Below are 16,349 nucleotides of genomic sequence, written 5' to 3'. Positions count from 1 at the left end.
CGCAAACGTTATAACGCCGGTGAATCATGTTTTATCAGCGTAACTCGCGGAAGCGGCTCTAAATCTCGGTAAACTTGCACGATCTTCATTTAAAGATCCTGTTTGCTTCTATGTAGGGGAGTTCTTGCAAACATGAAGCAGGCTTGCGCCTGCTTTATGTTCCCTTTTTTTTGCAAACGGCAACGATGTATTTCGGCTGCTCGTTTTTGACTTCGCCGAGGGGCACCAAGCGGGGGCCGACGATATGCTTCAAGTTTTTGGGGATGTAATGAACCTCCATACCGAACAATTGTCTTGTTAAATGGATGCCCATCGAATCGGTATCCTTCACGAACGTTTGTCCGTACAACTCCATAATATCGTATTCCTTCAACAGCTCGCCCACCAGCTCCGGAACGGTATATTCATAAAAATGATATTTGTTGTAATAAGGCCGCTCGCATAAGTATGTTCCCGGGTATGTTACGCTGCGATTCGGCGTGGAGACGAAAAAGAGGCCGCCCGGTCTAAGGACTCTCGCCGACTCTTTGATCCAGACGGAGCCGTCGGGAATGTGCTCGATCGTTTCATAGGAAACGACGACATCGACGCTTTCATTGTCCAAAGGCAGGTGCTGAATATCGCCTTGCCTAAAATGGGTATTCTCGCCGCCGTAATCTTTTTCCGCTTGAATGACGCTTTCCTCCGAAATATCGATGCCGTACACGCTGCCCGCGCCGGCCATCTGCAGCATTTTCGTTCCGTACCCGGCACCGCTCGCCGCATCAAGCACGATCTTGCCCTTAACGAATGCGCAAGCGAGCTCGTATCGGTACAAATGCTCGATAAGCGCATCGAAGTAGTTTTCTTTCATATCGTCGTTGACGACCATACGCTCGCCTGTGAATGAAACTTGGTTTTGCTCCAGCTTGCTAATAAGTTCTCGGTAAGCGATAAAAGGGTCCGTTGGGGCTGTAAGAACCCGATCGTTGAAGTGACGAAGCGTACGATACAGTTGGCGCTCTTGCTCCTTCTTGGAGAACGTCATACCGATTTGATCCTCCTTCATATCCCCCGTAAGCCAGGGAAGTCCTGGAAAGTATATTCTTCAGCCAGTTTATCGTACGTTTGAAATCGTTGTATTGCTTGGACGCTTGTACAGGGAGGCGACGATCGGGATGCTTCGATACGTACAGCAGCGGAAGCAGAAGCGGCTTCCCGCGCATATGCTGAGGATAGGAATGCGTTCTTTGCCTTCACCGCGAAATCAAACTATTGACGGGGGTTGTTCGATTGGATCAGCAAATAACGACTGTCATTTCCCACATGGCAAAATCCCATCTCGAGCTTGCCAGAATTATCGAAGCCAAGCGGCAATCGGTCGTTCACGCGGCGAAGCTTGTAACTGCGATTCCGAATGAAAATCCTTCGGTGGAAGGATTTGAGGGTACGACGGATTTTGCGCTGCAGGTAACGAAAAACGTTACTTCATACTTAAACAGTCTGGCGGATCTTGAAGAAGCTCTCGCTGAAAATTTGACGCAAGTGATGAAGGAATTGAACAGCAATGAAGGGGAATAATCGCAGAGGCAATAACCGCAAGGAAAATAACCCGACGCCCGGTCGAAACGAATCTTACATTCGTATGCTTGAGGCTTCCGCGAAAATTCAATATAACATAGCCGCCATTCTTGAGGCGAAAGCATATGAGGCGGACAAAGCCAAAAGCTGGATATGCAGCAATCTGCATCCTTCCCGGTATAAATCGCCGGATGAACTTCATAAGCAAACGCTTGATATTCACGATACGATCGTAGAGGTAATCGACGGAATAACCAAGATGGAGCAAGGCCTCGCCAGAAATCTGAAAATCGTTTTAGGCGGGGGGGAGAATGATTCCGAAGGCTATAACGACATGTTCGAGGACGACGGTGACCAATAATGAGCTACTACAGCAAGCAAAATGAGGCGAAGCTGCATATTTTGCAGTCGCTTGCAAGAAGTCAAAGGGCGCTTGCCAGAATGATTGAAGCATTGGCGGATATTCAGTCGGAAAGAGCGCGGAGTCTTTTTTCGGATGCCCGATCGGATCGGCCTTCTTCCGCCGGTGGAGGACCGCCGGGGCTAGACCGCCAGCTGGCGGAAAGCATTAAAGCGATTGCTGCCTGCCAGAAGGTTTTGGCTTTCAAAATGACAGGCGTTCGCGTTAACCGGATACGGCGAAGCCGGCCCGGGAAAATTTGGTTGAACCGCTCGATAGTATCATGTGCGAAGCAAGAAGGATAACCTGCCGTGTTAGGCAGGTTAGTTTGTTTTGTCAAACGTTCGGTTAACCGGCGTCCAAAAAGGAGAAAACAAGGTGATAGTCTCCATTCTATAATCACAGAATCTATCCCTTGTACATATAATGTTTAAGATTAGAGGCTTCTCTTCTGAACCGGCCCCCGTGATTCCAGCTCTTGTTGCATAAGAAATTTACTGCTGCTTTAGGATTGGTTATCGGCACTCATGGTTATTTTACTAGAATCTTGTTGAAGTAGAAACGAATTACTTCACTATGGATCAGGAAGTCAGGGGGAGAAATATGAATAACTTCTACACGCATACCGAATTACATGAATTGGGGTTGGCCGGATTCGGCAAAAACGTTTTAATAAGCCGTAAAACAAGCATTTATGGCGCAAAAGATATGCTGATCGGCGACGATGTCCGTATTGACGATTTTTGTATCCTTAGCGGGAAAATTAATATTGGAAATTATATCCATATAGGAACTTACACTGCTTTGTACGGTGGAGATAAAGGAATCGTAATAGAGGATTTTGCAAATATATCGTCTAGAGTTTCCATTTATTCAATAGGCGACGATTTTTCGGGTGAAACCATGACAAATCCGACGATCCCCGAAAACTATAAACAGGTAACCAGAGAAAGGGTAATCATTCAAAAGCATGTAATGATAGGCTGTGGAAGTGTAGTGCTGCCTGGGACAACGCTAAAAGAAGGAAGCGCGTTTGGCGCGCTCAGTCTCGTTAATAAGGACCCTAATGAATGGTCCATTAATGTTGGAATCCCCTTTAGAGAGATCAAAAAGAGAAGTAGAAACGTCCTTGAACTAGAAAGGAAATTTAAAGAAGAGAGAGACTATCGTGAATAAGTCTAAGCCGATTTATGTCACTCGTTCATCGCTTCCGCCTTTTGAAGAATATATAAATGAAATAAAATCTATATGGGATACGGCTTGGCTTACCAATATGGGAAAGTACCATAACCAGTTAGAACAAGAACTTATCGAATATTTGGAAGTGGACAATATTTCCTTATTTACTAATGGACATCTGGCATTAGAGCTTGTATTGCAGGCTATGAATTTAACTGGCGAAGTGATTACAACGCCCTTTACATTTGCTTCAACGACTCATGCGATTGTTAGGAATCGATTAACTCCGGTATTTTGCGATGTAAATCCCAGTGATTATACAATTGACGTGACGAAAATAGAAAATTTAATAACGGATAAGACAAGTGCTATTTTACCCGTTCATGTTTATGGAAACATTTGCAATGTATACGAAATTGAGAGAATTGCGAAAAAATATGATTTAAAAGTGATTTATGATGCCGCGCATGCTTTCGGAGAAAAAATTAACGGCCAAAGCGTAGGTTATTTTGGGGATGCATCTATGTTCAGCTTCCATGCTACTAAGGTATTTAATACGCTTGAGGGCGGAGCTGTTGCATTTGCCGATGAAAATATCGGAGAGCAGCTTTATACGTTAAAAAACTTCGGAATAAAATCAGAAGTGCTGGTTGAAGGGGTAGGATTAAATGCAAAAATGAATGAATTTCAAGCAGCGATGGGGATATGTAATCTGCGGCACCTGACGGAAGAAATTTCAAAAAGAAAAACTGTCGTGGAAAAATATCGAAATCGGCTGTCCGGTGTGAACGGAATAAAAATTATGCATGATGTAGAAGGAGTGCAGTCCAACTATTCCTATTTTCCGGCCGTTTTTGATGAACTGGCATTTGGATTTACCCGAAATGAAATATATGACAGGTTAAAACAAAATAATATTTTTGCAAGAAAGTATTTTTATCCCTTAACGAATACTTTTCATTGTTATCCGGAGCAATACGATGTAAATAACACTCCAGTAGCCCGGCACGTTGCCAAACGAGTGCTTACATTGCCTCTTTATGCCGATTTAGATTTAGAGGATGTCGATAAAATTTGCGATATTATACTTGAGGGTTAGGCGATCGAAAAAAGTTTTGAAAGGGGCTAAATCACGTGATCATACATGTTTATGCTATTTGTTGGAATGAGGAAAAAATGCTTCCGTTTTTTTTTGAACATTATGATCATATAGCGGATCAATACTATATTTTTGATAATGGCTCAACTGACAAATCCTTATCCATGTTAAGATCACATCCCAAAGTCAATGTCGAGAAGTTTGACGTGAACGGTAATTCTCTTGTGCTGTCGGCTATGGAGCTATTCAATCAGTTTTGGAAACAAAGCAGAGGCAAGGCCGACTGGGTTATTGTTTGTGATGTGGACGAACATTTTTATCACTTCGATCTTAGAGCATATTTGCAGAAATGTCTTTCTCAAGGAATAACGCTGGTAGTTCCCTGCGCATATGAAATGGTTTCGGATTGTTTTCCGAGTAAAAACAAACCGTTATATGAAACGGTAAAACATGGTGTAAGAAACCCCTTTTATGATAAACCTCAAATATTTAATCCAAATGGGATTCAAGAAATAAACTTTATTCCCGGCAGACATCAAGCCCACCCTGTTGGAAATATCATAACCCCCCCTATAACTGAAGTCCTGCTTTTACACTATAAATATTTAGGGTATGACTATATTACTTCCCGATATTCAACTCTGAAGCAAGGATTGCGTTCAGATGATATTGCGAATGGATTTGGAAGTCAATACTTAAGGAACAATCAAGAACTGTTAGAGATTTATAGCTATTTGATCAATCATGCTGTAAAAGTATTGTAGATCGAAACGATGAAATTTATGAATCATCCAGTGGGACTGTCCGAGGGTAACGATTAAGCGGGTCCCGGCTAATAGGAAAAACGCCTCCAAAACCGTTATACAAATGGCGATGGAGGCGTTTTTTGGCTTAAAGCCTCATAAAAAGAAGTCATCGGTTAGGCAGGGTTCATACGGGGTTTATCGATCCCCCACCGCAGCAGCAAGCCCGCATGGACAAGTCCGCCGCCGAAGCCGTAGAGCAGAACAAGATCCCCTTTTTTCACTTTGCCTTCTTGTACGCCGAAATCAAGCGCGAGCGGGATGGATGCGGCGGAAGTGTTTCCGCAGGTGACCAGGCTGTGCAGCGTTTTTTCGACAGGAATGCCGGTTTTCTCGCAAATGGACTCGATAATGCGCATGTTGGCGCTGTGCGGAACGAGCCAGTCGATGTCGTCCGTCGATATGCCGGCTTTGGCCGTTATCGTGCGGATGCCTTCGGTTACCGTGCCGACCGCCCACTTATACACTTCCCTGCCGTTCTGGATAAAACATTTCGTGTCGACGAGCGGCACGCCGTTCATCGTGTTGGAAAGTCCCGTTCTGTACACGTGAATGCCGCCTTTGCCGTCCGTTCCCATATGGGCAGCAAGAAACGACGGCTGTTCTTCGTCGCGCTCGACGAGGACGGCTCCCGCGCCGTCGCCGAATAAAATGCAGGTGGTACGGTCGGTATAGTCCGTAATTTTGGACATCGTATCGGCACCGACGACAAGAATTTTGCTGTGCAAGCCCGAGGCGATCAAGCCGCCCGCCATATGCACGCCATACGAAAAGCCCGCACACGTGGCATTCAGATCGACGGCACCTGTGGAGCGGATGCCGAACTTCGCTTGAAGCAGCGCGGATACGCCGGGGAACGGGAAATCGGGCGTATGCGTGGCGACGATGATCATATCGACGTCGTCTACCGATTTGCCGGACGTTTCGATCAGGCGCTCGACGGCCGAGGTGCATAAATCGCTCGTGTATTGATCCGCGGCGGCGATGCGGCGTTCGCGGATGCCGGTTCGCTGGACGATCCATTCATCGGTCGTGTCGATCATTTGTTCCAAATCCGCGTTCGTCAGCTTCCGTTCCGGGGTATAAGAACCGATTGCCGTTATTTTCGCATGGGCTGGCATTGGGGCACTTCCTTCCATGATGATTACCTAGTTATAGTACCTGGTACTAATTATATGTATAACGTAGCGTATTTATTTGCGATTGTCAACGCCGCGATTCCGGAAACGTTTACTTCACGCTTGTCTTTTGGATGATAGGCGAGTACATGTGCGCAATCGCTAAGGAATAAGGCCAAGCACCGCCGCGTTCGTCACGAATAACGGAAGTCAAAGGTCACGGAAGTCTAGTTTCGCGATTGCTTCCGGTATACGGTCGGGGGCAACCCTTTCGATTTAAGGAACGTGCGGGAGAACGTCTGGAACGAGCCGAAGCCGACCTCGTATGCAATTGCCGAAACAGGCAGGTCGCTTGACGACAGAAGTCCGCAGGCATGGCGGATGCGCAAGCCCTGCAGAAAACGGACAAAGTTTTGCCCGGTCCGGATTTTAAACAATTCGCTCAAGTGTGAGGCGTTGTAGTGATATTCGCGGGCGAGCTGCTCAAGCGTTATCTCTTCGCGATAGTTTTTATGGACATAGTGAATGATTTGCCAGAAGCTCGCTTTTCCCGGATGGCGGACTGTCTCGCCGCTAGGCCCGATTTCGGCACCATGCTGACGAATACGCAGACGGTCGAATAGAACGAGCGCCTCGAGCAGCTTCGATTGGATCATGACGCTGCGCATCCGCTCCTCGCTTATGTATTCCCCCATCATATCGTCGAATATTTCGAATATTCGGATCCATTCCCGATCCTTCAGTTGGACGTATGGAGGCAAAGTTGCAGAATCCTCCAGCACCATGGAAGCTAACCCGAGCTCGCCATATTTCGAATGAAACAGCAGCTCCAGATCGAAATTGCAAATGAACAAGCGAAACGGGGCGCCCGGGTCGCTTTGTATCGTATGAAATTGATAGGGCAGCAAAAAGATCAACGTTCCCGGCTCCATCCGATGCTCGGTTCCGTTGACGGATTCAAAGCCGCTGCCTTCGAGAACCAGGATCAGCTCAAGGAAATCATGGCGATGCGGGATTACCGTTTCGACGGTCTCGATTTTGAGGCTGAATGGAAATGAGGTGTGCATATTCGGATACTCGGTCAAATAGAGCGGATATTGCGGCATATTTACCTCCGGATGACGGCGGATGATGTTGCATGACGACCCGTTCATTATACCAAAAAAATGAGATGTTTGGCCGGACGGATGGCATGCGTCCGGTATTTTGCTGCGGATATAATGGGGCTGTACAAAACTAGGAGGTTGCAAATATGACGGATCGAAGAGGCATTGTAATTGATCTTGACGATTTACACGACGGCTGGCCCGACCTGATGAGCAAGGCGAATCTTAACGTGCTGGGCATTCATAACTGGAACCCGGAGCATTTGATAAGCGCCAAAATCGATACGCTCATCCGTTATTTCCAATCGGCCGAAGGGGCAAAGACGGTGGATCGGCTGGACAAGCTGAATATCGGACTTGAATTCGAGCTTCATGCGATGAGCTGGCTTTTGCCGAGAGAGCATTACAACGCTTTCCCGAACTGGTTTCGAATGGATGAGGATGGGGAAAGGACGGCGAAGGACAATTTTTGCCCGTCCAATGCGGAAGCGCTGGAGGTTGTCAGGACGAATGCCGTTACGTTGGCGAGGCGGCTGAAGCCGTCGACAAATCGTTATTACATGTGGCAGGATGATAACAAGCCGTGGTGCAATTGCGAGGAATGCCGAAGCTATTCGATGAGCGAGCAAAACTTGCTGGTCATGAATGCCATTCTGGAAGCCCTACAAACGGTTGATCGCGAGGCTGAGCTTTCCTATTTGGCCTATATGGCGACGCTCGAATCGCCGCCGGAGAAGGTGAAGCCGCGCGACGGCATATTTCTCGAAATTACGGGTCCGGGCATTCACCAAATGGACCAAGCGAACCCGCAGGGCATACACAATGACGGAAAATTTCAGCTTGCGCTGGCGCGGAATCTGCAAGTCTTCGGCGCTGCGCGCACGCAGGTGCTTGAGTACTGGCTCGACGCCTCGCTTCAGTCTCGGTGGAAAAAACCGGTAAAAAAGCTGTTTTTCGACGAAAAGACAGCTTCGAAGGACATCGAGTATTACAATTCGCAAGGTATAGGTTCCATCACTTCATTTGGCGTCTTTCTCGACGAACGATACTTTCGGGAATACGGCGAGCCTCCGGTTGAAGCGTATGGCCGGCTGCTGACGGAAGCGGATCGGGCAAGCGACGTCTGATGGGGAATGTCTCACTAGGGAAATGTGCAATCATAGCAGAATCGAGAAATGAATAAAGAAAAGGTTAGGCAGCTCGTTAAGACTGCTTAGCCTTTTTTAGTGCAAAGTCATAAAGTAAGGTAGTCTCCCGCTTCGCCGGAACGGCGCCCTCATGAATGATATTCGCTTCGCCGCCGCACCTTCCAAGCTGATTCAGGGTAGAGTGGGAAATGTGATGACGCCGCGACGCCCGTTCCCGTTTAGCATATAATATATCAAACGAAAATGCGGCATTCCCGCAGTAAAAACGCCGGCAATAGCTAATGTAAGCTATATTGCGGACGCGCTATTGTTATCGTCACCGGCGCATGCTAGACTAATTTGGAAGAGCGGAGATTTTTCAATTTTTTAGAAGGTATACCGGGGAGCGGCTCTAAATCTCGGTAAACGAACTTATCCCTAAGCTTAGACTTACGAATTCGCTTTCTGCGAAAGCGTTTAGGACGGCGAAGCCGTTTCTCCTTGGGTTCGAATCCGGGGGATCAGCGTCGGGCGCGTACTAACAGAAACGTTATAGCGGATGAAACGGTACGCAGCAATACGGAAGCGTTTACCTAATCGATAAACGGCAATGAGCGGCGTACCATACAGTCGCTTTATTCGTTTGTCCGGGAAGCGGGCGGCGATTCGGTACAAGGCCGGCCGATAAGGTCGATTTAAAGACGTGAAGCGCTCCCGAATCCATAGCATAATTGGCTTATAAGAGAAAACTTCCTTTCACTTTATTTTGGGCTGAGGTCCGGACATATTATGGCTACTAGGCAAACAGGAGGAACCGGGTATGCGCTTTAAAGATGTGTTTTCAATCATCGGACCGCCGATGGTCGGTCCATCGAGTTCTCATACAGCCGGCGCCGTACGAATCGGCCGTGCCGCCCGGCAGCTGCTTGGGGAAATGCCGACGCATGCCGATATCCAGTTTTTCGGGTCGTTTGCGGAGACGTATCAAGGCCATGGCACCGATCTGGCGATCGTCGCGGGGCTGCTTGATTACGATACCGACGACTTGCGCATACCAAGATCAATCGCAAACGCCGAGGAAGCGGGAATGACGATTGTATTCGGGCGAGGCAAGGGCATTTTTTCACACCCGAATACGGCGCGATTAACGATTTCGGCTAACGATAAAACGGTTATTTTAACGGGCGTATCGATCGGCGGAGGCAATATTGAAGTGGTGAGCGTGAACGAATTTATCGTCAAATTCACCTGCATTTACCCTACGCTTATTCTATCCCATGAAGACCGTCCGGGTATGATCGCGGAGGTTACGCGGATTATGATGCGGGAAGGCATCAATATCGGCTCGATGTGCAACGACCGTAAAGGCCGCAGCGGCGAAGCGATGACAGTGCTTGAGCTGGACAGTGCGATTACGCGGGAGCTAATGGCGGAGCTGGAGGCGATCTCGACGGTTCGCGAGGTGGCAAAAATCGATTTTTCGGAAAGGAACGGAAAGGGACAATGAGATTCCGCACCATTAAGCAAATGGTCGAAATATGCGAGCAGGAGGGCTTGACCTTCGGCAGTCTGATGCTGCAGGAGCAGGCGAAGCAGGCCGGGCAATCCGAAGACGAACAATTCGCCATTATGGCCAAGTATTATGAGATTATGAAAGAGGCCGTTCATAAAGGACTGACCGAAGATACGACGTCCCGCAGCGGTCTGGTCGGTCTCGATGCGCAGCGGGTTCAGAAGCGGGTAACGGCCGGGGATGCTTCTCTTGGAGGAGATGCAGGGACGGCGATGGCTTATGCGCTTGCGGTATCGGAAGTAAATGCCTCGATGGGCCGCATTATTGCGACGCCTACAGCCGGTTCATGCGGAATCATTCCCGGCGTTTTTGTCAGCAGTCAAGAACGGTTCGGCTGGGATGACAAGCATATGACGACGGGGCTGTTCAGCGCAGGAGCGATCGGCTACGTCATCGCCAATAACTCATTCGTTTCCGGCGCGGAAGGAGGCTGCCAAGCGGAGGTAGGCTCTGCGATCGGCATGGCAGCCGGCTCATTAGTCGAGCTTCGCGGCGGAACGCCGGCACAAGCGGCGCATGCGGTAGGGCTCGCACTCAAAAATACGCTGGGACTCATCTGCGATCCGGTAGGCGGCCTCGTAGAAATCCCGTGCATCGTCCGTAACGGTTTCGGTGCCGTCACGGCGCTGGCAGCGGCGGATATGGCTATGGCCGGCGTTCGCAGCGTCATTCCTTCGGATGAGGTCATCCAGGTTATGCTGGAGGTAGGAGCGGCAATGCCCGAGAAGCACCGCGAAACGGCGCAAGGCGGTCTGGCGCAAACGCCGACAGGCAAACAAATTATGAAGAAGCTTTACGGCAAAGGCTAATGCCGGTTTGCAACAACAGACGGCGTGGCGAACGGCACGGCAGCTTAAAAGAACGGCAATCAGGCCGTCTGCAAAGGATTATTATCCTGCAGACGGTTTTTTGTTATGAATGACAAGATCTTCAACGACCCGCACACCTCAGCCTCCGAATATATGGGGAATAATGAACCTTGGGGCATGTGCGGTTACTTTTTATTCTCTGATATGCGTAAGCACGGAAGCCGTGGAATCCTAATACTGGCTGCCGACATCTTCCGCAAACGCCGACGATAAAGCGACTAGGGCTTTCTCCTCACACCTTTTTCACGATTCGAACGATCGTTCAAATTATATTAATTTGTGCTTGAACGATCGTTCGACTATAATTGTGAAAGAGATTGACCAGTCGGTTGAATCGTTCAAGCTGAGAAGGAATTGCTGACAGCAGACGGCAGGCGGCAGGCGGTCGTAAAAAGAAAAAGGAGTGGAGTCGGTGAGGGGAATCATCAATTTTTCATTGAACAACAAGTTTGCCGTGTGGCTGCTGACGATCATCATTACGGTAGCCGGATTGTACGCGGGAACAAGCATGAAGCAAGAAACGCTTCCTAACTTGGATATTCCGATTCTGACGGTTACCGGGGTGTACCCGGGAGCATCGCCTGAGCAAGTCGTTGAAGAGCTTACCAAGCCGTTGGAGCAAAGACTCAAAAATTTGAACGGCGTTTCCCAAGTAGATTCGACTTCTATGGAAAACGTATCGTCAATTATTATCCAGTACGATTATAGCAAAGATTTGGATAAAGCCACCACCGAGGTACGGGATGCTTTGGCAGGCTTCGAGCTGCCTAAGGGCGTACAGGCTCCGAGTATCAACCGGATCAGCCTGAATGCTTTCCCGGTTATTTCGCTCAGCGTTTCCGGTGAGGGCAAGTCGCTGGAAGATCTGACGAGTCTCGTAACGAATGAAATCAAGCCTGCGATTGACGGGATTTCCGGCGTGGCCAGCGTAGAAATTTCCGGCCAGCATGTGAAGAACGTTGAGCTTGCGTTTAATAAGGAAAAAATGGCGTCGCTCGGCATTACCGAGGATACCGTCAAGGGCATCATTCAAGGCTCGGCGTTGAAAGTGCCGCTTGGCGTCTATCAAATGGGCAAAGAAGAAAAAACGGTCGTCGTCGACGGGAATATCGTTACGCTGGACGATCTGAAAAACTTGAATATACCGGCTATTCCGTCATCCGCCGGCGGAGCCGCTGCTGGAGCAGGCATGGGAATGGGAGCTCCCGGTGCGGGCGCTGAAGCTCAGCCTGGCGCGGGTCAAGGCGGAGCGGGACAAAATCCTTTGGCCGCAGGGATCCCGACCGTCAAATTGTCCGAAATTGCGGACGTTAACGTAGTCGGCAAAGCCGAGTCGATCTCGCGCACGAACGGCAGCGAATCGATCGGCATTCAAATCGTCAAAGCGGTTGATGCCAACACCGTCGAGGTCGTTAACAAAGTCAAAGATGAAGCCGCCAAAATCGAGAAAGAAAGACCGGGCGTCAAGCTGACGACGATGCTCGACCAAGGCAAGCCGATCGAGGAATCGGTCAATACGATGCTGAGCAAAGCGGCATTCGGCGCGCTGTTCGCCGTCATCATCATCATGCTGTTCCTGCGCAATATCCGGACTACGATCATTTCGGTCATTTCGATTCCGCTTTCGCTGTTAATCGGCGTTTTGCTGCTTAATCAAATGGATATCACGCTGAACATCATGACGCTCGGCGCTATGACAGTCGCTATCGGACGCGTCGTGGACGACTCCATCGTCGTTATCGAAAATATTTACCGCCGCATGTCGCTCCAATCCGAGAAGCTGAAAGGCAAAGAGCTGATCCGCGAAGCGACGCGTGAAATGTTTATGCCGATCATGTCGTCGACGATCGTTACGATTGCCGTATTCCTGCCGCTTGGCACGGTTAGCGGACCGATCGGCCAGCTGTTCATGCCGTTTGCGCTGACAATGGTTTTTGCGCTTTTGGCTTCGCTTGTGGTCGCCGTAACGGTCGTTCCGATGCTCGGTCATTCGATGTTCAAGAACGGCTTGAAAAACAAAAATAACCATGATGAAAAGCCGGGTGCGCTCGGGAACACCTATAAGCGGCTGTTGAACTGGTCGCTTAATCATAAGGCGATCGTGTTCGGACTTGCGATCGTCGTGCTGGTCGGCAGCTTGTTCCTCATTCCGCTTGTAGGCACAAGCTTCCTGCCGGAAGAGAAGGAAAAATATACGATGATCACGTATTCCCCGGCTCCGGGCGAGCTGGTTGAAGACGTAGAGAAAAAGTCGCTGGAAGCCGAAAAGCTGATTCTTAAACGCGAAGGCCTTATGAACATGCAATATTCGGTCGGCGGCAAAAATCCGATGAGCCCGGGACCTTCCAAGTCCGCCTTGTTCTACATTCAGTACAAAAATAATTATCCGAACTTTGAAGAAGAAACGAAGCTGCTGCTCGAGGATCTCCGCAAGCTCGAGCCCGCAGGCGGAGAATGGAATACGATGGATATGAGCGGCGGCTTCGGCGGCGGCGGTCTGAGTCTCTCCGTATTCGGCGAATCTCTGGACGATATTAAGCCTGTCGTCGATCAAATTCAGGGCATCATGGCAAACGACAGCACATTCGAGAAGGTTGAAAATACGATTTCCAAATCGTACGATCAGTACACGCTTGTAGCGGACCAGCAGAAGCTCAGCAAATTCGGCCTGGTAGCCGGTCAAATTGCGATGAAGCTTAGTCCGGTGCGGGATAATCCGGCGCTGACGACCGTGAAAGCGGACGGAAAGCAGCTCCAAGTGTTTATTCAGGTAGATAAGAAGTCGTTTAATTCGATCGAAGACATCAAGAACACGACGGTTACCTCGCCGCTCGGCATGGAAGTGCCGCTTAAAGATATCGTTGAAGTGCAAGAAGGGGCTTCCCCGAATACGATATCGCGCAAAGACGGCGTCATGCATGTCGATATCAAAGCAAATATTACGACGGCTAACGTAGGGAAAGCTTCGAGCGACCTGCAGGCCAAAGTAGATGAATTGAAGCTTCCCGACACTGTGAAGGTGGAGTTTGGCGGCGTTACGGAGCAGTTGAACGAAACGTTCAAGCAGCTCGGACTGGCCATGGCCGCGGCAGTCGCGATCGTTTATCTCGTACTTGTCATTACGTTCGGCGGCGCGATGACGCCATTTGCGATCTTGTTCTCGCTGCCGTTTACGGCGATCGGCGCTCTTGTCGGTTTGCTGTTCGCAGGTGAAACGATAAGCGCTGCAGCCATGATGGGTGCGTTAATGCTAATCGGTATCGTCGTCACGAATGCGATCGTATTGCTCGACCGCGTTATTCATAAAGAACGCGAAGGCCTCACTACGCGCGAAGCGCTGCTTGAGGCGGCCGGAACGAGGCTTCGTCCGATTTTGATGACCGCCTTGGCGACGATCGGAGCGCTGCTCCCGCTTGCTTTCGGCTTCGAAAGCTCCGGCATTATTTCCAAAGGACTTGGCGTTACCGTTATCGGCGGCTTGACGAGCTCTACGCTCCTCACCTTGCTGATCGTGCCGATCGTATACGAGTTCCTCGCGAAGTTCGGTAAGAAAAGAAGAAGGGCTCCCCTTCAAACGGAAGTCTAAGGATGTGATGCGCCGTGAACGATAAAAAACGCCTTATTCTCGATACGGCGATCAAATGTTTTGCGAATAAAGGCTATCACGCCACATCGATTCAAGAAATTGCCGATACGGCGGGCATCGCCAAAGGCTCCTTGTACTTTTACTTCAAGTCCAAGGAGCATCTCTTAATCTCGATCTTCGAGCACGGATTTACCGAATTTATGACCAAAATGCAGGCGATCGCCGGCGACTCGGACATCGAGCCCCGCGAAAGACTCATCCGTCTGACCGAGGTGCAGTTCGAGCAATTCGTCGAGAATCATGATTTTATTATGATGCTGTTCAAAGAGCATGCGCTCCATATCAATGAAGATATGAAGCAGTTTCTTTTCGGTCTGCGGGCTCAGACGATCGAGACGTACCGTTCGCATATACTCGCGATTTACGGCGAGGAAGCGAGGCCATACATGCTGGACGGAGCTTCGTTATTCAGCGGATTGAACCATGAATACTCGCAATATGTGCTGTTTGCTCCGGAAAGTCTCGACTTCCGCAAGCTGGCCGAGTTTTTGGCCGATCGTTTGGACGATGTCATGTTCAGCATGATAGCTAAACGGCCGGAGCCCATCCTGAGCGAAGCGAAGATCGAACAGTTTGCCGAGAAGGCTAAAATGTTTTCGTTCAAAAAAGCGCGTACCGTTTATGACGAAATATCGCTTCTTCGCAAGCTTATCGAAGGGCTGCAGCTCGAAAGCGCGCAGCGCGAGGATTTGCTTTCCAGTATCCAGGTGCTGGAAGCCGAATTCGACAAGCCGAATCCGCAGAAGGTCATCGTCAAAGGGATGCTGGCCGTACTAAAAAGCTGCAAGGAGAAAGAAATTCGTCAAGTGCTGCAGCATATCGAAGCCTATTTATAGTTCGGTTTAAAACCGCAGACGCCGTCTGCGGTTTTTTTTGCATTTGCCGTAGTACTTTTACCTCCGCTCGGGAATAGTAAAGTTGTCCGCCTCAGGCATAAGCCGATGTTTTTCGGGGCAAGCGGACTACAGATCAGGATACAGGGAGTGAATAACTTGTCAGGAATGTATCGCCGAAGTAAAAAGCTTTTCCTAATCGGGCTCCTCTCCATCGCACTGATCGTTGTGCCTACCCTTACGGCGCATGGATTCGGCGGGGGCTCGCAAGGGCCCGACGTATTTGCGGTACAAGGGATGCTGAAATCGCTCGGTTATTACGCGGGCCCGATTACCGGTTACTACGGAGAGCAGACGGTACAGGGGGTAAAAGCGTTCCAGAAAGCTTACGGGCTTCCCGCGACCGGAGCAGTGGACGGAAAAACGCTCGAGTCGATTTTATGGGCGTATGGCAATTTAAAAATACCGCGGCCGAAGCCTACTCCTAAACCGACGCCTAAGCCGCCGACACCGCAACCGCCGACGCCTGCTCCGTCAAAGCCGCCGACAACAGGCCTAAGCGCGGAAGAGCAGCAGATGGTCGATTTGGTCAATCAGGAACGTAAAAAAGCCGGTTTGGCGCCGCTAGCCGTCGATTCCGCCTTAGCGAATTCCGCTCGCTTAAAAAGCAAGGATATGGTCGATTTGAATTACTTCTCCCATGATTCGCCGACCTACGGCTCGCCGTTCGATATGATGAAAAAATTCGGCATATCGTACCGCACAGCCGGCGAGAACATCGCGTGCAACTCGTCCGTCGCTAAAGCTCATACTTCGCTGATGAACTCGACGGGGCACCGCGAGAACATTTTGAAATCGAGCTTCACTCACATCGGAATCGGGATCGTTGACGGCGGTCCGTGCGGCAAAATGTTTACGCAGCAATTTATTGGCAAATAACATGGCGCAGGCACAGTTACCGGAAACATTCATGGTCCGATTTGCGAATACCCCTCTGTCATGCTTCGTTATCGGAGGGAGCTTTATAAACAACCTC

15 protein-coding genes are annotated in these 16,349 nt (G+C 49.5%); 12 read left to right on the top strand and 3 right to left on the bottom strand.

Features of this window, described 5'->3' with window-relative positions; all coding sequences use genetic code 11:
• Nucleotides 1–154 precede the first annotated feature (154 nt).
• Entirely contained in the window at nt 155–1,027 is an 873-nt protein-coding gene (locus DQG23_RS08515; RefSeq protein WP_158560352.1) for a class I SAM-dependent methyltransferase, read from the bottom strand.
• Nucleotides 1,028–1,272: 245 nt separating this feature from the next.
• On the opposite strand from DQG23_RS08515, the gene DQG23_RS08510 reads away from it, so the two are divergent.
• The 6 genes from DQG23_RS08510 (at nt 1,273) to DQG23_RS08485 (ending at nt 5,002) form a co-directional block, all read left to right on the top strand.
• Complete coding sequence (locus tag DQG23_RS08510; protein WP_113030376.1) at nt 1,273–1,560, top strand: nucleoside-diphosphate sugar epimerase; 288 nt, start codon at nt 1,273–1,275, stop codon at nt 1,558–1,560.
• On the top strand, nt 1,547–1,921 hold the full coding sequence (locus tag DQG23_RS08505) for an alpha-helical endospore appendage domain-containing protein (RefSeq protein ID WP_113030375.1): 375 nt from the start codon (nt 1,547–1,549) through the stop codon (nt 1,919–1,921). The genes DQG23_RS08510 and DQG23_RS08505 overlap by 14 nt, the downstream gene beginning before the upstream one ends.
• The gene (locus DQG23_RS08500) at nt 1,921–2,265 is read left to right on the top strand and encodes a hypothetical protein (RefSeq protein ID WP_113030374.1); all 345 of its coding nucleotides are present in this window, start codon (nt 1,921–1,923) and stop codon (nt 2,263–2,265) included. Before DQG23_RS08505 ends, DQG23_RS08500 begins: the two co-directional genes overlap by 1 nt.
• A gap of 298 nt (nt 2,266–2,563) precedes the next feature.
• Nucleotides 2,564–3,136: an acyltransferase gene (locus tag DQG23_RS08495; RefSeq protein WP_113030373.1), complete on the top strand. Its 573-nt coding sequence runs from the start codon at nt 2,564–2,566 to the stop codon at nt 3,134–3,136.
• On the top strand, nt 3,129–4,238 hold the full coding sequence (locus DQG23_RS08490) for a DegT/DnrJ/EryC1/StrS family aminotransferase (RefSeq protein ID WP_337589394.1): 1,110 nt from the start codon (nt 3,129–3,131) through the stop codon (nt 4,236–4,238). The genes DQG23_RS08495 and DQG23_RS08490 overlap by 8 nt, the downstream gene beginning before the upstream one ends.
• Before the next feature lie 35 nt (nt 4,239–4,273).
• Nucleotides 4,274–5,002, top strand: coding sequence for a glycosyltransferase family 2 protein (locus DQG23_RS08485; RefSeq protein WP_113030371.1), 729 nt, complete (start codon nt 4,274–4,276; stop codon nt 5,000–5,002).
• 155 nt (nt 5,003–5,157) lie between these two features.
• Here the strand turns inward: DQG23_RS08485 and DQG23_RS08480 are convergent, their stop codons facing one another.
• Complete coding sequence (locus DQG23_RS08480) at nt 5,158–6,162, bottom strand: ketoacyl-ACP synthase III (protein ID WP_113030370.1); 1,005 nt, start codon at nt 6,160–6,162, stop codon at nt 5,158–5,160.
• Between the two features lie 224 nt (nt 6,163–6,386).
• Complete coding sequence (locus DQG23_RS08475) at nt 6,387–7,265, bottom strand: AraC family transcriptional regulator (protein ID WP_158560351.1); 879 nt, start codon at nt 7,263–7,265, stop codon at nt 6,387–6,389.
• 146 nt (nt 7,266–7,411) lie between these two features.
• Between DQG23_RS08475 and DQG23_RS08470 the strand changes: the two genes are divergently transcribed.
• The 6 genes from DQG23_RS08470 to DQG23_RS08445 all read left to right on the top strand — a co-directional run bounded on the left by DQG23_RS08470 (nt 7,412) and on the right by DQG23_RS08445 (nt 16,252).
• On the top strand, nt 7,412–8,392 hold the full coding sequence (locus DQG23_RS08470; RefSeq protein ID WP_113030368.1) for a DUF4838 domain-containing protein: 981 nt from the start codon (nt 7,412–7,414) through the stop codon (nt 8,390–8,392).
• A gap of 820 nt (nt 8,393–9,212) precedes the next feature.
• A complete protein-coding gene (sdaAB, locus tag DQG23_RS08465; RefSeq protein WP_113030367.1) occupies nt 9,213–9,899 on the top strand; it encodes an L-serine ammonia-lyase, iron-sulfur-dependent subunit beta in 687 nt (228 codons plus the stop codon).
• Nucleotides 9,896–10,774 carry an L-serine ammonia-lyase, iron-sulfur-dependent, subunit alpha gene (gene sdaAA, locus DQG23_RS08460; protein WP_113030366.1) on the top strand — a complete coding sequence of 293 codons (879 nt, stop codon included), beginning with the start codon at nt 9,896–9,898 and terminating at the stop codon, nt 10,772–10,774. The genes sdaAB and sdaAA overlap by 4 nt, the downstream gene beginning before the upstream one ends.
• Nucleotides 10,775–11,246: 472 nt before the next feature.
• On the top strand, nt 11,247–14,420 hold the full coding sequence (locus DQG23_RS08455; protein WP_113030365.1) for an efflux RND transporter permease subunit: 3,174 nt from the start codon (nt 11,247–11,249) through the stop codon (nt 14,418–14,420).
• A gap of 14 nt (nt 14,421–14,434) precedes the next feature.
• A complete protein-coding gene (locus DQG23_RS08450; RefSeq protein WP_113030364.1) occupies nt 14,435–15,316 on the top strand; it encodes a TetR/AcrR family transcriptional regulator in 882 nt (293 codons plus the stop codon).
• Between the two features lie 165 nt (nt 15,317–15,481).
• Entirely contained in the window at nt 15,482–16,252 is a 771-nt protein-coding gene (locus tag DQG23_RS08445; RefSeq protein ID WP_113030486.1) for a peptidoglycan-binding protein, read from the top strand.
• The last annotated feature ends 97 nt before the right edge of the window (nt 16,253–16,349 follow it).

Source organism: Paenibacillus contaminans, assembly GCF_003285015.1.
GTDB classification, from domain to species: domain Bacteria; phylum Bacillota; class Bacilli; order Paenibacillales; family NBRC-103111; genus Paenibacillus_V; species Paenibacillus_V contaminans.
The sequence above is the reverse complement of the archived record's forward strand: the minus strand, read 5'-3'. Positions and strand labels throughout refer to the sequence as shown.